Genomic DNA, 16,721 nt, shown 5'->3' with positions numbered 1-16,721 from the left:
TCATTCCCACGCAGAGCGTGGGAACGATCATGGAAAGTGTGATCCGTCAGGGCCCCATCGCGAGCAGGCTCGCTCCCACAGGGGAATGCGGTCAAATGTGGGAGCGAGCCTGCTCGCGATGGCGATTCAACAGGCGACACATCAATGTCAGACCGCCGGCTGACTATGCGGAAACAACAAATCCACAAACCGCTCGGCCGTCGGCTGCGGTTCATGGTTGGCCAGCCCGGCGCGTTCATTGGCTTCGATAAACACATACTCCGGCTGGTCGGCGGCCGGCACCATCAGGTCGAGCCCGACCATTGGAATATCCAGCGCCCGCGCCGCGCGCACTGCCGCATCTACCAAGGTCGGATGCAGAATCGCGGTGACGTCCTCAAGAATGCCGCCGGTATGAAGATTCGCCGTGCGCCGCACAAACAGATGCTCACCGGCTGGCAGAATGCTGCTGTAGTTATAACCTGCACCCTGCAAGGTGCGCTGGGTCTCATGGTCCAGCGGGATTTTGCTTTCACCGCTGGTTGCCGCCTGACGGCGACGACTCTGGGCCTCGATCAGCGCACCGATGGAATGCTGACCATCGCCCACCACTTCCGCCGGCCGGCGAATGGCGGCGGCGACCACTTCGAAACCGATCACCAGAATCCGTAAGTCGAGGCCTTCATGGAAGCTTTCCAGCAGCACTCGACTGTCGAAGGTGCGGGCGTTTTCGATGGCTTGCTGGACCTCTTCGATGCTGCATAAGTCCACCGCCACCCCTTGGCCTTGCTCACCGTCCAGCGGTTTGACCACCACCCGTTGATGCTCGTCGAGAAACGCCAGGTTGTCGTCCGCGCTCCCCGCCAGTTGTTGGGCGGGCAGTTTAAGACCGGCGTTTTTCAGCACCTTGTGGGTCAGGCTTTTGTCCTGACACAACGTCATGCTGATGGCGCTGGTCAGATCGCTCAAGGATTCGCGACAACGCACCCGACGACTGCCGTGAATCAAGGTAAACAGACCCGCTTGCGCGTCATCCACCTGCACATCAATGCCGCGCCGATGAGCCTCTTCGACGATGATCCGCGCATACGGATTGAACTCGGCTTCGGGGCCTGGGCCGAGAAACAACGGCTGGTTGATGCCGTTTTTGCGCTTGATGGCGAAGGTCGACAAATTGCGAAAACCGAGCTTGGCGTAAAGACTTTTCGCCTGACGGTTGTTGTGCAGCACCGACAGGTCCAGGTAACTCAGACCACGGCTCATGAAGTGTTCGATCAAGTGCCGCACCAGCACTTCACCGACGCCTGGGCGGGAACATTGCGGATCGACCGCCAGGCACCACAGGCTGCTGCCGTTTTCCGGATCGTTGAACGCCTTGTGATGATTCAGGCCCATGACGCTGCCGATGATGGTGCCGCTGTCCTCATCTTCGGCCAGCCAGTAAACCGGGCCGCCCTGGGGATGAGGCGTCAGCAAATTCGCATCAATGGGCAGCATGCCGCGTGCCTGATACAGCTGATTGACAGCCTGCCAGTCCGTCTCGCTTTGCGCCCGGCGGATGCGAAAGCCGCGAAACACCCGGGTAGCCTGACGGTAATCGCTGAACCACAGGCGCAAGGTGTCGGAGGGGTCAAGAAACAGTTGCGCCGGCTCCAGCCCCAACACTTGCTGGGGCGCGGCAACGTACAAGGCGATGTCCCGCTCACCGGGCTGCTCATTGAGCAACTCTTGGGCAAGGCTCGCCGCATCGGGAAAGGTATGGCCGATCAGCAACCGGCCCCAACCGCAATGCACCGCGATTGGCGCGGCGCCCAATTCACTGCCGTCTTCGGCCAGGCGCGCCTGCAGGCGTTCATAAGAGGGCGTCTGACCGCGCAACAAGCGTTGGCTATAAGCCGTGGCGTGAGGTTTCATCGATCAGATTCCTTGTTCACTGAGCCACAGGTTCAGGGCTGCCAATTGCCACAGCTTGGAGCCGCGCAACGGGGTCAGTTGACCTTGTGGATCGGTCAGCAGGCGGTCGAGCATGGCGGGGTTGAACAGACCACGATCCTGACTCGGATCGAGCAGCAGTTCACGCACCCAGTTCAGCGTGTCGCCCTGCAAATGCTTGAGGCCAGGGACCGGGAAGTAACCCTTTTTGCGGTCGATCACTTCACTCGGAATGACCAGCCGCGCCGCTTCTTTCAAGACTTGCTTACCGCCATCCGGCAGCTTGAATTTGCCCGGCACCCGCGCCGACAATTCCACCAGGCGATAGTCGAGAAAGGGCGTACGCGCTTCCAGGCCCCAGGCCATGGTCATGTTGTCGACGCGTTTGACCGGGTCATCCACCAGCATCACGGTGCTGTCCAGACGCAGGGCTTTGTCCACGGCTGCATCGGCACCGGGCCGGGCGAAATGTTCCTTCACGAAGTCGCCGGCCGCGTCGTTGGCCGTCAGCCATTTCGGCTGCACCGTGGCGGCGTAGTCGGCGTAGCTGCGGTCAAAAAACGCATCGCGATAGGCCGCGTATGGATCGCTCGCACCGTCCACCTGCGGATACCAGTGATACCCGGCGAACAACTCGTCCGCGCCTTGGCCGCTTTGCACCACCTTGCAGTGCTTGGCCACTTCGCGAGACAGCAAATAGAACGCGATGCAGTCATGGCTGACCATCGGCTCGCTCATGGCGCGGAACGCCGCGGGCAGTTGCTCGATGATCTCTTTTTCGTCGATGCGCAGTTGATGGTGTTGCGTGCCATAGTGCTTGGCAATCAGGTCCGAATACTGGAACTCGTCACCACGCTCGCCGCCGGCATCCTGGAAACCGATGGAAAAGGTCGACAAATTTTCGACCCCGACTTCGCGCAACAGGCCTACCAACAGACTCGAATCGACGCCGCCGGAAAGCAGCACGCCGACATCCACCGCCGCCCGTTGACGGATCGCCACTGCATCACGGGTGCTGTCGAGCACGCGGTCGCGCCAGTCTTCGAGGGTCAGGTTCAGTTCGTCGGCATTTGGACCGTAGGGCAGGGTCCACCAGGTTTTCTGCTCGGTGGTGCCGTCCGCGTCGATGCGCATCCAGCTCGCCGGGGGCAGTTTCTCGATGCCCGCCAGCAAGGTGCGCGGGGCCGGGACCACTGCATGGAAGTTCAGATAATGATTGAGCGCCACCGGGTCGAGGATCGGATTGATGTCGCCGCCCTTGAGCAAGGCCGGCAGGGCCGAGGCAAAGCGCAGGCGTTGCCCGGTGCGCGAGAGATACAACGGCTTCACGCCGAGACGGTCGCGGGCGATGAACAGACGCTTGGTGTCGCGCTCCCAAATGGCGAAGGCGAACATGCCGTTGAGTTTGGGCAACAGGGCTTCGCCCCAGGCGTGATAACCCTTGAGCAGCACTTCGGTGTCGCCGCCGGAATAGAAGGCGTAACCGAGGCTTTCAAGCTCAGTGCGCAGTTCCGGGAAGTTGTAGATCGCGCCGTTGAAGGCCAGGGACAGCCCCAGTTGGTTGTCGATCATCGGCTGTGCCGAGCCGTCCGACAGGTCCATGATTTTCAGGCGCCGGTGGCCCAGGGCAATCGGCCCCTGGCTGTGGAAGCCCCACGCATCAGGGCCACGAGGGGCCAGGTGATGGGTGATTCGTTCAATGGCTGCGAGGTCCGCAGGTTGATGGTCGAAACGTAATTCTCCAGCTAATCCGCACATAAGTCCTTACCGGTTTTTCCGTTGGGGAGGGTCAATCAATACCCGCCAAAAACGGCGGGTACTCAGAAACTGACCCACGTGAATCCCTGGAGTTTTAGACCGATAAGTTATAAGGCTGTGGGTCAGGCTTTTCCGCGGATCAATTGGCGCAAGGCAAAACGATTGGGATGGCAGGCCTCGGCCACGGTTCTGGGCAAGGGCAACGGCTCGTTTTCAAGCCATGCCGCCAACAGCTCGCCAGACAACGGCGCGGTGATCAAACCGCGAGAGCCGTGACCGCTGTTGACGTAAAACCCCTCGAGCCATGGGCAGAGAACATCGGGCACTTGCCGGGCATCTTTGCTCAGTGCGGCATAGGCCTCGGCGAAGGCGGCCTGGTTGGCCAACGGTCCGACGATCGGCAGGTAGTCGGGGCTGGTACAGCGGAATGCCGCGCGCCCTTCAAGCTGCTGCGGGTCCAGATCTGGAACATGCAGACGGGTGACCAGATCAGTGGAGATTTCCTCGAGCAACGCCAAGTTGCCGAGGTGTTCGGCGACGGTCGGGGTCAGCTCATCGCTTTTGAAATCGAAGCTGGCGCCGAGTGTGTGTTCACCCAGGCGTGGGGGCGCCACATAGCCTTCGGCGCAGACGACGGTCGCCAGGCTCTGGCTTTCAGGGGTTTGCGCCAGTCGGGTGATCTGGCCGCGAATGCGTTTGAGGGGCAGGTCGGCGCTGTGGGGAAAACGCTTGATCTCGGCGGCGCCGGCCAGAATCACCACCGGCGCGCTGGCCAGCAGTGCATCGCCGTCCCAGGCCTGCCACTGATCATCGACCTTGCGCAGTTCCAGCACCTCGCGATGGGGTAGCCACTGGATGTTCTTGGAAGACGCCTGCCACTGACACAACGCAGGCGGATGAACCCAGCCGCCTTCAGGGTAGAACAAGCCGCCGTGCGCCAATTCGATGCCGGCTCGGGCCTGGGCCTGGGGTTGATCGAGCAGGTGCACCAGGCTCGGTGAAAAGGCCGTTGCCAATTGCGCCTGACGCTCGGCTTCCTTGGCATTGAAGGCCAGTTGCAAGACTCCGCAATCGTCCCAGTCGACGCCACGCTGCAGCTGTTCCAGCAGACGGCGGGTGTAGCCAAAACCGCTGACGATCAATTGCGACAACGCCGTGCCGTGAGCAGAAAGCTTGAGGTACAGCACGCCCTGAGGATTGCCCGAGGCTTCCTGCGCCAGTGCTTCGTGGCGGTCCAGCAGGCTCACTTGCCAACCCCGCGCGGCCAGGCTGGCGGCACTGGCGCAACCGGCCAGCCCGGCACCGATCACCAGGGCGCGGCGTTCGCCGGTCAGCGGCTGTGGACGAGCGAACCATGGTTTTGCCGAGGCTGGTTTAGCGGCCTCTTCGGGCCAACCGAGGAAGGTGCCCCGCAGAATTTCCCATTTATGGCCGATGCCCGGCGTGCGCTTCATCTTGAAACCCGCCGCGTTCAGCAAACGGCGCACCCAGCCGGTGCTGGTAAAGGTGCTGATGGTCGAGCCGGGTGCCGCCAGGCGCGCCAGTTCGGCAAACAATTCGGCGGTCCACATGTCGGGGTTTTTCGCCGGGGCGAAACCGTCGAGAAACCAGGCGTCGATTTGCGCATCCAGTTGCGGCAACTGCTCAAGTGCATCGCCGACCAGCAAGGTCAGGGTGACGCGGCCGTTGTCCAGGACCAGGCGCTGAAAGCCTTGATGGATCGCGACGTATTGCGCCAGCAATTGATCGGCAAACGGCTTGAGTTCCGGCCATAGGGCCAGGGCCCGTTGCAGGTCGGGAGCGCTCAGCGGGTACTTTTCGACGCTGACAAAATGCAGTCGCGCACCGGCCACCGCGTGCTGTTCGAATAACTGCCAGGCACAGAGAAAATTCAGCCCGGTACCGAACCCGGTTTCGCCAATCACCAATCGACCGCTTGCCGGCAATGCGGCGAAACGCTCGTGCAAATCGTTTTGCTGCAGAAACACGTAGCGGGTTTCTTCAAGGCCCGACTGGTCGGAAAAATACACATCATCGAATACCCGCGAACGCGGGCGACCTTGGTCGTCCCAGTCGAGCTGGGCGTGGGGCAATACAGGTTTCATGGCAGGCTCGGCAACGACAAGGTGGCCATTCTAGCTGATCGCCAGCGGGGTGCTTGATCCATGGCAAGACGCAAGGACGATAGGGCAACGAAAATTTGCCGTCAGACTTTTGTGGCGAGGGGGCTTGCCCCCGTTCGGCTGCGAAGCAGTCGTGAAATCAGCAACCCCGATTTACCTGACAAACCGCGTCGCCTGATTTTAGGGCCGCTTCGCGACCCAACGGGGGCAAGCCCCCTCGCCACAAAAAGCGCCCCTGGGAATTTCTCTGATGACTACCTGCCCAATCCGCTAGTCTTGCTCAATCCTGGAAGGAGCTGCTCCATGTTCGAATCTGCCGAAATCGGTCATACCATCGACAAAGAAACCTATGACGCCGAAGTGCCGGCCCTGCGTGAAGCTTTGCTCGAAGCGCAGTTCGAACTTCGCCAGCAACAGCGCTTTCCAGTGATCATTTTGATCAACGGCATTGAAGGGGCCGGCAAGGGCGAGACCGTCAAGTTGCTCAATGAATGGATGGACCCGCGCTCGATCGAGGTTCGCACCTTCGACCAGCAGACCGACGAAGAACTGGCGCGACCGCCGGCCTGGCGCTACTGGCGGATGCTCCCGGCCAAGGGTCGCATGGGGATTTTCTTCGGCAACTGGTACAGCCAGATGCTGCAAGGACGGGTTCATGGCTTGTTCAAGGATCCGCGACTCGATCAAAGCATCAACGGGGCCGAGCGGCTAGAGAAGATGCTGTGCGACGAAGGCGCGCTGATCTTCAAGTTCTGGTTTCACCTCTCCAAAAAACAAATGAAAGCGCGGCTCAAGGCGCTGGCCGATGACCCGTTGCACAGTTGGCGCATCAGCCCGCTGGACTGGCAGCAATCGCAGACCTACGACAAATTCGTCAAATACGGCGAACGGGTGCTGCGCCGCACCAGCCGCGACTATGCGCCGTGGCATGTGATTGCAGGCGTGGACGCGAATTATAGAAGCCTGGCGGTCGGCAAGATTCTGCTCGATGGCCTGCAAAGTGCGCTGAAAAGACCCAGGATTCACCCGGACAAAGTCAGCGCCGCGCCCTTGTTCCCCAGCGTCGATCAGGTGAATTTGCTCGACAGCCTGGACATGACGCTGAGCCTGGACAAGGACGATTACGAAGAACAACTGATTACCGAACAGGCACGGTTTTCCGGGTTGATGCGCGACAAGCGCATGCGTCGCCACGCGTTGATTGCATTGTTCGAAGGCAATGACGCGGCAGGCAAGGGCGGGGCAATTCGTCGGGTGGCCGCAGCGCTCGACCCGCGCCAGTACGACATCGTGCCGATCGCCGCGCCTACCGAGGAAGAACGGGCCCAGCCGTATCTCTGGCGGTTCTGGCGGCATATCCCGGCGCGGGGCAAATTCACTGTGTTCGACCGTTCCTGGTATGGCCGGGTGCTGGTGGAGCGCATCGAAGGCTTTTGCAGCAAGGCGGACTGGATGCGCGCCTATGGCGAGATCAACGACTTCGAAGAGCAGATCGCCGATGCCGGGGTGATCGTGGTCAAGTTCTGGCTGGCCATCGACAAACAGACCCAACTGGAACGCTTCCAGGAGCGTGAAGAAATCCCCTTCAAGCGTTTCAAGATCACCGAAGACGACTGGCGCAATCGCGACAAGTGGGACGATTACCGCACCGCTGTCGGCGACATGGTCGATCGCACCAGCACCGAGGTATCACCGTGGACCCTGGTGGAAGCCAATGACAAGCGCTGGGCGCGGGTCAAGGTCCTGCGCACCCTTAACCAGGCACTGGAAGAGGCCTTCGAAAAGTCCGACAAACGCGAGAAGAAACTGCGAAAACGCAAGCGCTGAACCGATGGCTACGCATACGCGGGGTGAATGATTGTCGCGGTCAGTCATAGGGTGGACTTATGCTCGGTCCAACTCCTGACTGACAACAACAATGAGGTGTATGCCATGCGTGAAGTGGTGATCGTCGACAGCGTACGGACCGGCCTGGCCAAATCCTTTCGCGGCAAGTTCAACATGACCCGCCCGGACGACATGGCGGCCCACTGTGTCAATGCGCTGCTCACGCGCAATGACGTCGACCCGGCCAGCGTCGAGGATTGCATCGTCGGCGCCGGCTCCAATGAAGGAGCCCAGGGCTTCAATATCGGCCGTAACGTCGCGGTGCTATCGCACCTGGGCATCGGCACCGGTGGCATGACCCTTAACCGCTTCTGTTCATCGGGCTTGCAGGCCATCGCCATTGCCGCCAATCAGATCGCTTCGGGCTGCAGCGACATCATTGTCGCGGGTGGCGTCGAGTCGATCAGCCTGACCATGAAAAGCGTCAACACCGACAACCTGATCAACCCGCTGCTGAAAGAGCAGGTGCCGGGCATCTATTTCCCCATGGGCCAGACCGCCGAGATCGTCGCGCGTCGTTACGACGTCAGTCGCCAGGACCAGGATGTGTACGCCCTGCAAAGCCAGCAACGTACCGCCCTGGCGCAGGCCGCCGGGTTGTTCAACGATGAAATCGTGCCGATGGCGGTGAAATATCGCGTTGAAGACAAGGCCACCGGTCAAGTGCAGATTCTCGACGGCATCGTCGATCACGATGACTGCAACCGCCCGGACACCACGCTGCAAAGCCTGGCCGGGTTGAAACCGGTGTTTGCCGAGGACGGCTCGGTGACCGCTGGCAACTCGTCGCAACTGTCCGACGGCGCTTCGATGACCCTGGTGATGAGCCTGGAAAAAGCCCTGGCGCTGGGGCTCAAGCCCAAAGCCTTCTTCCGCGGTTTTGCCGTGGCCGGGTGTCAGCCAGACGAAATGGGCATCGGCCCGGTGTTTTCGGTGCCGAAGTTGCTCAAGGCGAAGGGATTGCAGGTTGCCGACATTGATCTGTGGGAACTCAACGAAGCGTTCGCCTCGCAATGCCTGTACAGCCGCAATCGGTTGGAAATCGACAACGACAAATACAACGTCAACGGCGGTTCGATTGCCATCGGCCATCCGTTCGGCATGACCGGCTCGCGTCAGGTCGGGCACATCGTTCGTGAATTGCAGCGGCGTAACCTGCGCTACGGCATCGTCACCATGTGCGTGGGGGGCGGGATGGGGGCTACGGGGTTGTTTGAGGCGGTGCGTTAAATCTGCGAATTCGTGTTGTCTGGCTGACCGCTATCGCGAGCAGGCTCGCTCCCACATTGATCACTGGTGTTCACCAATCTTGTGTTCACCATTGATCCACTGTGGGAGCGAGCCTGCTCGCGATGCAGGCGCCGCGGTTTACCGGCTCATGCACAAGAACTGCATCCGCTCGATATACGCTTGAATCTCACGCACCGCTGCTTCCCGGTTTTCAAACGGACCCTCCAGCGTGTGTTCCCGCGTGGTGAAATACAACTCTCCATTCACACGACACAAGCGGTCACAACGAAAGTGGGTGGCGGGGGCGTTGTCTTGGGCGCGCATGCCGTACATGGGCGATCTCCTGCGGGTGACGGTTTCAATGAGCTTATGCATGAACCACTTGCCACGCCTGGCCACCTGATCGACGGCATATCGTCAACTTTATGGTGCGACCTGCACAGTTTCATTAGCGGCCCGTCGGCAACTGTCCCTGTGTCGCGCTCCCGTCTGAGCCTAGAATGACCGTTTTCGCCAATCGGCTTCGGGGTCAGCATGCATATTTCATCAGGTCGCTGGGTTTATGGTCTGTGCTTGGCCTTGCTGACCGCGTTGCTGTGGGGAATCCTGCCGATCAAGCTCAAGCAAGTGCTGCTGGTGATGGACCCGGTGACCGTGACCTGGTTTCGGCTGCTGGTGTCCGGCGGTTGTCTGTTCATTTATCTGGCGGCGACCAAACGCCTGCCGAGTCGCAAAGTCCTCGGCCCGCGCGGTGGCTGGCTGGTGTTGATGGCAGTACTCGGACTGGTCGGCAACTACGTGTTGTACCTGATGGGGCTGAACCTGCTCAGCCCCGGCACCGCGCAACTGGTGGTGCAGATGGGCCCGATCATGTTGCTGATCGCCAGTCTGTTCGTGTTCAAGGAACGGTTCAGCGTGGGGCAGGGGATTGGCCTGTTGGTGCTGCTGATCGGCTTTGCACTGTTCTTCAATCAGCGCTTGAGTGAACTGCTCACCTCCCTGACCGATTACACCGCCGGCGTGTTGATGGTGCTGTTGGCGTCCACGGTCTGGACCTTCTATGCCTTGGGCCAGAAGCAGTTGCTCACAGTATGGAATTCGTTGCAGGTGATGATGGTGATTTACCTGTTTTGTGCGCTGTTGCTGACGCCATGGGTGCACCCGCTGGAAGCGCTGCAATTGAGTCCGTTGCAAGGCTGGCTGCTGCTGGCGTGCTGTTTGAACACCCTGATCGCTTATGGCGCCTTCGCCGAAGCCCTGGCCCATTGGGAAGCTTCGCGGGTCAGCGCGACGCTCGCGATCACGCCGCTGGTGACCTTTGCTGCTGTGGCCGTGGCCGCGTGGTTATGGCCTGAGTATGTGCATGCCGAGCAGATCAACGGCCTGGGTTATGGCGGGGCGGTGCTGGTGGTATTGGGGTCGGTGCTGGTGGCGTTGGGGCCATCGTTGATGGCGGGGCTCAGGGCACGGCGGGTGCGGATGGCGGCCAGTTAGATTGCGATGATCGTTCCCACGCTCCGCGTGGGAATGCAGCCAGGGACGCTCTGCGTCCCAAAAGCGGACGCAGAGCGTCAATTGAGGCATTCCCACGCAGAGCGTGGGAACGATCAGGGGTGGTGGCGATTCACCCCTGCTTGCCAGCCTCCAACATATCCTCCGGCCTCACCCACGCATCAAACTCTTCATTTGTCAGATAGCCCAGCTGCAACGCCGCCTCACGCAGGGTCAGCCCCTCGCTGTAAGCCTTCTTGGCAATCTCCGCCGACTTGTCGTAGCCGATATGCGGGTTCAGCGCCGTCACCAGCATCAAGCCTTGTTCCAGGTGCTCGGCCATTTTCTCGACATCCGGTTCCAGCCCGGCGATGCAATGCTGCTGGAAGTTACTGCAGCCATCGCCCAGTAAGCGGATCGATTGCAGCAGGTTATGGATGATCACCGGTTTGAACACGTTTAATTGCAGATGGCCCTGACTGGCGGCAAAACCGATGGCAACGTCATTGCCCAATACCTGACAGGCCAGCATCGACAGGGCTTCGCACTGAGTCGGGTTGACCTTGCCGGGCATGATCGAGCTACCGGGCTCATTGGCCGGCAGTTTCACTTCGGCCAACCCTGCTCGCGGCCCGGAGCCCAGCAGGCGCAAGTCGTTGGCGATTTTCATCAAGGTCACGGCAAGGGTCTTCAGGGCGCCGGAAAGAGTGACCAGCGGCTCGTGGCCGGCCAGGGCGGCAAATTTATTGGGGGCCGTAACGAACGGCAGGCCGGAGAGGGCGGCCAGTTCAGCCGCGATCGCTTCGCCAAAACCGTGGGGCGAGTTCAATCCGGTGCCGACCGCAGTGCCGCCCTGGGCCAGCTCACAGACGGCCGGCAGCGCGCTACGGATCGCCCGTTCGGCGTAATCCAGTTGCGCGATGAACGCTGAGAGTTCCTGGCCGAAGGTAATCGGCGTGGCGTCCATCATATGGGTACGACCGGTCTTGACCAGTTTCATGTGTCGTGCGGACAACTCCGCCAACCCGCCCGACAATTCGCTGATCGCCGGCAGCAAATGCTGCTGCACCGCCTGAGCCGTCGCGATGTGCATGGCTGTGGGGAAGCAATCGTTGGAACTCTGGGAACGGTTGACGTGATCGTTGGGATGCACCGGCGTCTTGCCGCCGCGCGGGTTGCCGGCCAGTTCGTTGGCGCGACCGGCGATCACTTCGTTGACGTTCATGTTGCTCTGGGTGCCGCTGCCGGTCTGCCAGACCACCAGCGGGAACTGCTGGTCATGGTCACCGTCGAGCACTTCGTCGGCGGCCTGTTCGATCAGCCGGGCGATGTCGGCGGGCAGGTCACCGTTGCGATCGTTGACGCGCGCCGCGGCTTTCTTGATCAGGGCCAGGGCGTGCAGCACGGCCAGCGGCATGCGCTCGTTGCCGATGGCGAAGTTGATCAGCGAGCGTTGCGTCTGAGCGCCCCAGTAAGCGTCATCCGGGACTTCTACCTGGCCCAGGCTGTCGGTTTCGATACGGCTCATCATGCACACTCCTGTAGGTCTGATAGCGCAGTTTAGGCCGTGATCGCCGGCCGTGGTTCCATCAGTCTGGAATTTGACCGTTCAACCCCTCTAAATCAGGCGCGACAAGGCTTGGGGTTGAGTGACACACTTTTTTAGGTGCAGAATGGACGCCCTTGAGGTTTTGCCTCGCCTGCTAGAAAAGGAAACTCGATGACTCGTCTTCGTGCCATCTGTACCGCGGTTGCACTGGTTTGCGCCAGCGGCCAGGTTTTTGCCGATACCGCCAGCCACAACGCCAGTGCCGAAGCTTTCCTGACCCTGGCGCACGCTGACAAATTGGGCACTCCGGTGTACATGCAAGTGCAGCAAATGTTCGCTCAGCGCTTTGAACAGACCAAAGCCCCTGAATCGAAAAAAGCCCTGCTGGAAACCTATCAAGCCAAGGCCAACGCCGCTCTGGACGCAGCCATTGGCTGGAACAAGCTGAAGCCAGACATGGTCAAGCTTTACACCACCAATTTCAGCGAATCCGAGCTCAAGGATCTGGTTGCGTTCTACCAGTCTCCACTGGGCAAGAAAGTCCTGGAAAAAATGCCGCAGCTGACTCAGCAATCGGCCCAGATGACCCAGGCCAAGCTGGAAAGCGCGGTGCCTGTGGTCAACAAACTGCTGGCTGACATGACGGCCGAGCTGGAGCCTAAAGGCGCCGCTGCTCCTGCCAAGAAAAAGCCTTAAGCGGAGTTCGGGATGACCATGCAACAACGCATCGAATCGACGCTCGGGCTGCTACAGCCCGAGCACCTGCAAGTGCTGGATGAAAGCCACATGCACAGCCGTGGGTTGCAGACCCACTTCAAAGCCGTGGTGGTCAGCCAGCAGTTCGAGGGCCTCAATCGCGTCAAGCGTCACCAGAAGGTGTACGGCACTTTGGGCGAACTGATGGGCGAGTTCCATGCGTTGGCGCTGCATACCTACACGCCGCAAGAATGGGCACAGATCGACGCGGCCCCGGCCTCGCCGACCTGTGCTGGCGGTAGCAAACATTAATGTGACGGGCTGAAGGGCTGAAGGGCTGAAGGGCTGTTGTGGCGAGGGAGCTTGCTGTGGCGAGGGGGCTTGCCCCCGTTCGGCTGCGAAGCAGTCGTAAAACCGGCACGCTCGGTTTGTCTGATACACCGAGGTGGCGTCTGTTTTTTTAAAGGGGCCGCCTCGCGCCCCAACGGGGGCAAGCCCCCTCGCCACAATGGAATGGTTTGTACCAGACCTTACAGATCACAGTCCTAAAGCCACACGGTTTTTGCTAGAATCCGCAACGCGCCGCTCACCCGGCGCGTTTTTTTTCGCATCCGGTTCACCCCTTACGAGGGTAGCCACCTGGAGAATTACCCATGACACAACAGATTGTCGTGGCGGCACTGTATAAGTTCGTCACCCTGGAAGATTACGTCGCCCTGCGCGAGCCGCTGCTGCAAGCGATGGTCGACAACGGCATCAAAGGCACGCTGCTGATCGCCGAAGAAGGCATCAACGGCACCGTGTCCGGCAGCCGCGAAGGCATTGACGGGCTGATGGCCTGGCTCAAGAACGACCCGCGCATGGACGACATCGACCACAAAGAATCGTACTGCGATGAGCAGCCGTTCTACCGCACCAAAGTCAAACTCAAGAAAGAAATCGTCACCCTGGGCGTTGAAGGCGTGGACCCGAACAAAAAGGTCGGCACCTATGTGGATCCGCAAAACTGGAACGCGCTGATCAGCGATCCCGAAGTGCTGCTGATCGACACCCGCAACGATTACGAAGTCTCGATTGGCACCTTCGAAGGCGCCATCGATCCGAAGACCACCAGTTTTCGCGAATTCCCCGACTACATCAAAGCCCATTTCGACCCGGCGGTGCACAAGAAAGTCGCGATGTTCTGCACCGGCGGCATTCGCTGCGAAAAGGCTTCGAGCTACATGCTCAGCCAGGGTTTCGATGAGGTCTATCACCTCAAGGGCGGCATTCTGAAGTACCTCGAAGAGGTGCCGCAGGAAGAAACCAAATGGCAGGGCGACTGCTTCGTGTTCGATAACCGCGTGACCGTTCGTCACGATCTCAGTGAAGGCGACTACGATCAATGTCATGCCTGTCGTACGCCTGTCAGCGTCGAAGACCGCGCGTCCGAGCACTATGTGGCCGGCATCAGTTGCCCGCATTGCTGGGATAAGCTGAGCGAGAAAACCCGTCGCAGTGCCATCGACCGGCAGAAGCAGATCGAACTGGCCAAGGCGCGCAACCTGCCGCACCCGATCGGTTACAACTACAAGCAAACTCCTTCCGAGGCTTGAACCATGTCTGTACGTCGCCTGCTCTATGTGATGGACCCGATGTGTTCCTGGTGCTGGGGCTTTGCGCCAGTGGCCAACGCGCTGGTCGAGCAGGCGCAGGCGGCGGGGGTGGACGTGCATCTGGTCGTCGGCGGTTTGCGCACCGGCAGCGGCTCAGCATTGGAGCCGACCACCCGGCGCTATATCCTTGAGCACTGGCAGGCGGTCACCGAGGCCACCGGCCAGCCGTTCAAGTTTGAAGGCGCGTTGCCCGACGGGTTTGTCTACGACACCGAGCCTGCCTGTCGGGCGCTGGTGACGGCGCGCAGCCTGGCGCCGGACTGCGCCTGGAAACTGCTCGGGCTGATCCAGCATGCGTTCTATGCCGAGGGGCGTGATGTCACCCGCGCCAGCGTGTTGGTGGAACTGGCGGAGCAGGCCGGTTTGCCGCGCATCGAGTTCGCCGCCGCGTTCGACCGTGCCGATCAGCACGCCGCGACCGCTGCCGATTTCACCTGGGTCCAGGACCTGGGCATTGCCGGTTTCCCGACCTTGCTGGCAGAGCGTGATGGTCAATTGGCGTTGCTGACCAATGGGTATCAACCTTTGAATGTGTTGTCACCATTGCTCGGCCGCTGGCTGGAGCGCGCTGCCTGTGCATGACCTGCCCGACAACGTTCCAGCCCCTGCACGTGTCGACCGTCTGAGCTGGGCAGAAATCCGTCGCCTGGCCCTTCACCATAAAAAATCCCTGTGGATCGCCAACGGCGTCGCGGTATTGGCAACGCTGTGCAGCGTGCCGATCCCCTTGCTGTTGCCGTTGCTGGTGGACGAAGTGCTGCTGGGCCACGGCGACGCCGCGCTGAAAATCATGAACCATGCGCTGCCCGACGTCTGGCAGAAAGCTGCGGGTTACATTGGCCTGATGCTGCTGGTGACTCTGGCACTACGCTGTGCGGCGTTGTTGTTCAACGTGGTGCAGGCGAAGTTGTTTGCGGCGCTGGCCAAGGACATCGTGTATCGGATTCGGGTGCGGTTGATCGAACGGCTCAAATGTATCTCGCTGGGCGAATACGAAAGCCTGGGCAGCGGCACGGTGACTACGCACCTGGTCACCGACCTGGACACCGTGGACAAATTCGTCGGCGAAACCCTCAGTCGTTTCCTCGTGGCCATGCTGACGCTGGTGGGCACCGCCTCGATCCTGATGTGGATGCACTGGAAACTCGCGCTGCTGATCCTGCTGTTCAACCCGCTGGTGATCTATGCCACGGTGCAGTTGGGCAAGCGGGTCAAACACCTGAAGAAACTCGAGAACGACAGCACCTCGCGCTTCACCCAGGCCTTGACCGAAACCCTGGATGCCATCCAGGAAGTGCGCGCCGGTAATCGGCAGGGCTTTTTCCTCGGACGGCTGGGCCAGCGAGCGCGTGAAGTGCGCGATTACGCGGTGAACTCGCAGTGGAAAACCGATGCATCGAACCGCGCCAGCGGCTTGTTGTTCCAGTTCGGCATCGATATTTTTCGCGCTGCGGCCATGCTCACCGTGCTGTTTTCCGACCTGTCCATCGGCCAGATGCTGGCCGTGTTCAGCTACCTGTGGTTCATGATCGGTCCGGTGGAACAACTGCTCAACCTGCAGTACGCCTTTTACGCCGCTGGCGGTGCGCTGTCGCGCATCAACGAGTTGCTGGCCCGTGCTGATGAGCCGCAATACAGCGGCAGTGTCGACCCGTTTCAGGGGCGCGACACGGTAGGCATCGAAGTTCAGGGATTGAGTTTCGGCTATGGCGACGAATTGGTGCTGAACCAAATGAACCTGTCGATTGCCCCCGGTGAAAAAGTCGCGATTGTCGGCGCCAGCGGGGGAGGCAAAAGCACCCTGGTGCAGTTGCTGCTGGGCTTGTACACACCGCTGGCCGGCACCATCCGTTTCGGTGGTTCGACTCAGGAAGAGATCGGCCTGGAAACCGTGCGTGAAAATGTCGCCGTGGTCTTGCAGCACCCGGCACTGTTCAACGACACCGTGCGCGCCAACCTGACCATGGGCCGCGAACGCAGCGATGAAGCCTGCTGGCAGGCATTGGAAATTGCTCAACTGCACAACACGGTGCGTGAATTGCCCAATGGCCTGGACAGTATTGTCGGGCGCTCCGGTGTGCGTTTATCCGGCGGGCAGCGTCAACGCCTGGCGATTGCGCGGATGGTGTTGGCCGAACCCAAAGTGGTAATCCTCGACGAGGCCACGTCCGCCCTGGACGCGGCCACCGAATACAACCTGCACCAGGCACTGGCGCGGTTCTTGAGTCACCGCACCACGCTGATCATTGCGCACCGGTTGTCGGCCGTGAAGCAGGCTGACCGAGTGCTGGTGTTCGACGGTGGCCAGGTTGCCGAGGATGGCGACCATCAGCAGCTGATTGCCGATGGTGGTTTGTACGCCAAGCTTTATGGGCATTTACAGCAGCACTAGATTAATGCCACAAGACGTTCAGGGCATTT

The 16,721-nt window shown here is 60.5% G+C and carries 13 protein-coding genes; 8 read left to right on the top strand and 5 right to left on the bottom strand.

Features of this window, described 5'->3' with window-relative positions; all coding sequences use genetic code 11:
* Positions 1 to 147: 147 nt before the first annotated feature.
* The 3 genes from ngg to mnmC form a co-directional block, all read right to left on the bottom strand.
* Positions 148 to 1,893, bottom strand: a complete 1,746-nt coding sequence (ngg, locus tag ACZ9IM_RS29645; RefSeq protein ID WP_476225773.1) for an N-acetylglutaminylglutamine synthetase — start codon at positions 1,891 to 1,893, stop codon at positions 148 to 150.
* A 3-nt stretch (positions 1,894 to 1,896) separates the two neighbouring features.
* Positions 1,897 to 3,669, bottom strand: coding sequence for an N-acetylglutaminylglutamine amidotransferase (locus ACZ9IM_RS29640; RefSeq protein WP_476225772.1), 1,773 nt, complete (start codon positions 3,667 to 3,669; stop codon positions 1,897 to 1,899).
* Positions 3,670 to 3,791: 122 nt separating this feature from the next.
* Positions 3,792 to 5,774 carry a bifunctional tRNA (5-methylaminomethyl-2-thiouridine)(34)-methyltransferase MnmC2/FAD-dependent 5-carboxymethylaminomethyl-2-thiouridine(34) oxidoreductase MnmC1 gene (gene mnmC, locus ACZ9IM_RS29635; RefSeq protein ID WP_476225771.1) on the bottom strand — a complete coding sequence of 661 codons (1,983 nt, stop codon included), beginning with the start codon at positions 5,772 to 5,774 and terminating at the stop codon, positions 3,792 to 3,794.
* Positions 5,775 to 6,095: 321 nt separating this feature from the next.
* Between mnmC and pap the strand changes: the two genes are divergently transcribed.
* A complete protein-coding gene (gene pap / locus ACZ9IM_RS29630) occupies positions 6,096 to 7,619 on the top strand; it encodes a polyphosphate:AMP phosphotransferase (protein ID WP_427625942.1) in 1,524 nt (507 codons plus the stop codon).
* Between the two features lie 105 nt (positions 7,620 to 7,724).
* Positions 7,725 to 8,909, top strand: a complete 1,185-nt coding sequence (locus tag ACZ9IM_RS29625) for a thiolase family protein (protein ID WP_192344028.1) — start codon at positions 7,725 to 7,727, stop codon at positions 8,907 to 8,909.
* A gap of 138 nt (positions 8,910 to 9,047) precedes the next feature.
* Here the strand turns inward: ACZ9IM_RS29625 and ACZ9IM_RS29620 are convergent, their stop codons facing one another.
* Positions 9,048 to 9,242 carry a DUF6316 family protein gene (locus ACZ9IM_RS29620; protein ID WP_123494538.1) on the bottom strand — a complete coding sequence of 65 codons (195 nt, stop codon included), beginning with the start codon at positions 9,240 to 9,242 and terminating at the stop codon, positions 9,048 to 9,050.
* Between the two features lie 201 nt (positions 9,243 to 9,443).
* On the opposite strand from ACZ9IM_RS29620, the gene ACZ9IM_RS29615 reads away from it, so the two are divergent.
* A complete protein-coding gene (locus ACZ9IM_RS29615) occupies positions 9,444 to 10,403 on the top strand; it encodes a DMT family transporter (protein ID WP_427625943.1) in 960 nt (319 codons plus the stop codon).
* A gap of 130 nt (positions 10,404 to 10,533) precedes the next feature.
* Here ACZ9IM_RS29615 and ACZ9IM_RS29610 read toward each other — a convergent pair whose 3' ends face one another.
* On the bottom strand, positions 10,534 to 11,928 hold the full coding sequence (locus ACZ9IM_RS29610) for a class II fumarate hydratase (protein ID WP_476225770.1): 1,395 nt from the start codon (positions 11,926 to 11,928) through the stop codon (positions 10,534 to 10,536).
* Between the two features lie 192 nt (positions 11,929 to 12,120).
* Here ACZ9IM_RS29610 and ACZ9IM_RS29605 point away from each other — a divergent pair, with 192 nt between their 5' ends.
* From ACZ9IM_RS29605 to ACZ9IM_RS29585, 5 genes are all read left to right on the top strand, one after another.
* The gene (locus ACZ9IM_RS29605) at positions 12,121 to 12,645 is read left to right on the top strand and encodes a DUF2059 domain-containing protein (protein ID WP_008005911.1); all 525 of its coding nucleotides are present in this window, start codon (positions 12,121 to 12,123) and stop codon (positions 12,643 to 12,645) included.
* A 12-nt stretch (positions 12,646 to 12,657) separates the two neighbouring features.
* Complete coding sequence (locus ACZ9IM_RS29600; protein WP_008005913.1) at positions 12,658 to 12,957, top strand: BolA family protein; 300 nt, start codon at positions 12,658 to 12,660, stop codon at positions 12,955 to 12,957.
* Positions 12,958 to 13,298: 341 nt separating this feature from the next.
* Positions 13,299 to 14,240 (top strand): oxygen-dependent tRNA uridine(34) hydroxylase TrhO, encoded by a 942-nt coding sequence (gene trhO, locus ACZ9IM_RS29595; protein WP_063341144.1) that lies wholly within the window; start codon positions 13,299 to 13,301, stop codon positions 14,238 to 14,240.
* 39 nt (positions 14,241 to 14,279) lie between these two features.
* Entirely contained in the window at positions 14,280 to 14,882 is a 603-nt protein-coding gene (locus ACZ9IM_RS29590) for a DsbA family protein (RefSeq protein ID WP_427625949.1), read from the top strand.
* Complete coding sequence (locus tag ACZ9IM_RS29585; RefSeq protein WP_427625945.1) at positions 14,875 to 16,692, top strand: ABC transporter ATP-binding protein; 1,818 nt, start codon at positions 14,875 to 14,877, stop codon at positions 16,690 to 16,692. Before ACZ9IM_RS29590 ends, ACZ9IM_RS29585 begins: the two co-directional genes overlap by 8 nt.
* The last annotated feature ends 29 nt before the right edge of the window (positions 16,693 to 16,721 follow it).

It is taken from the genome of Pseudomonas sp. TE12508, from assembly GCF_056279485.1.
The sequence above is the reverse complement of the archived record's forward strand: the minus strand, read 5'-3'. Positions and strand labels throughout refer to the sequence as shown.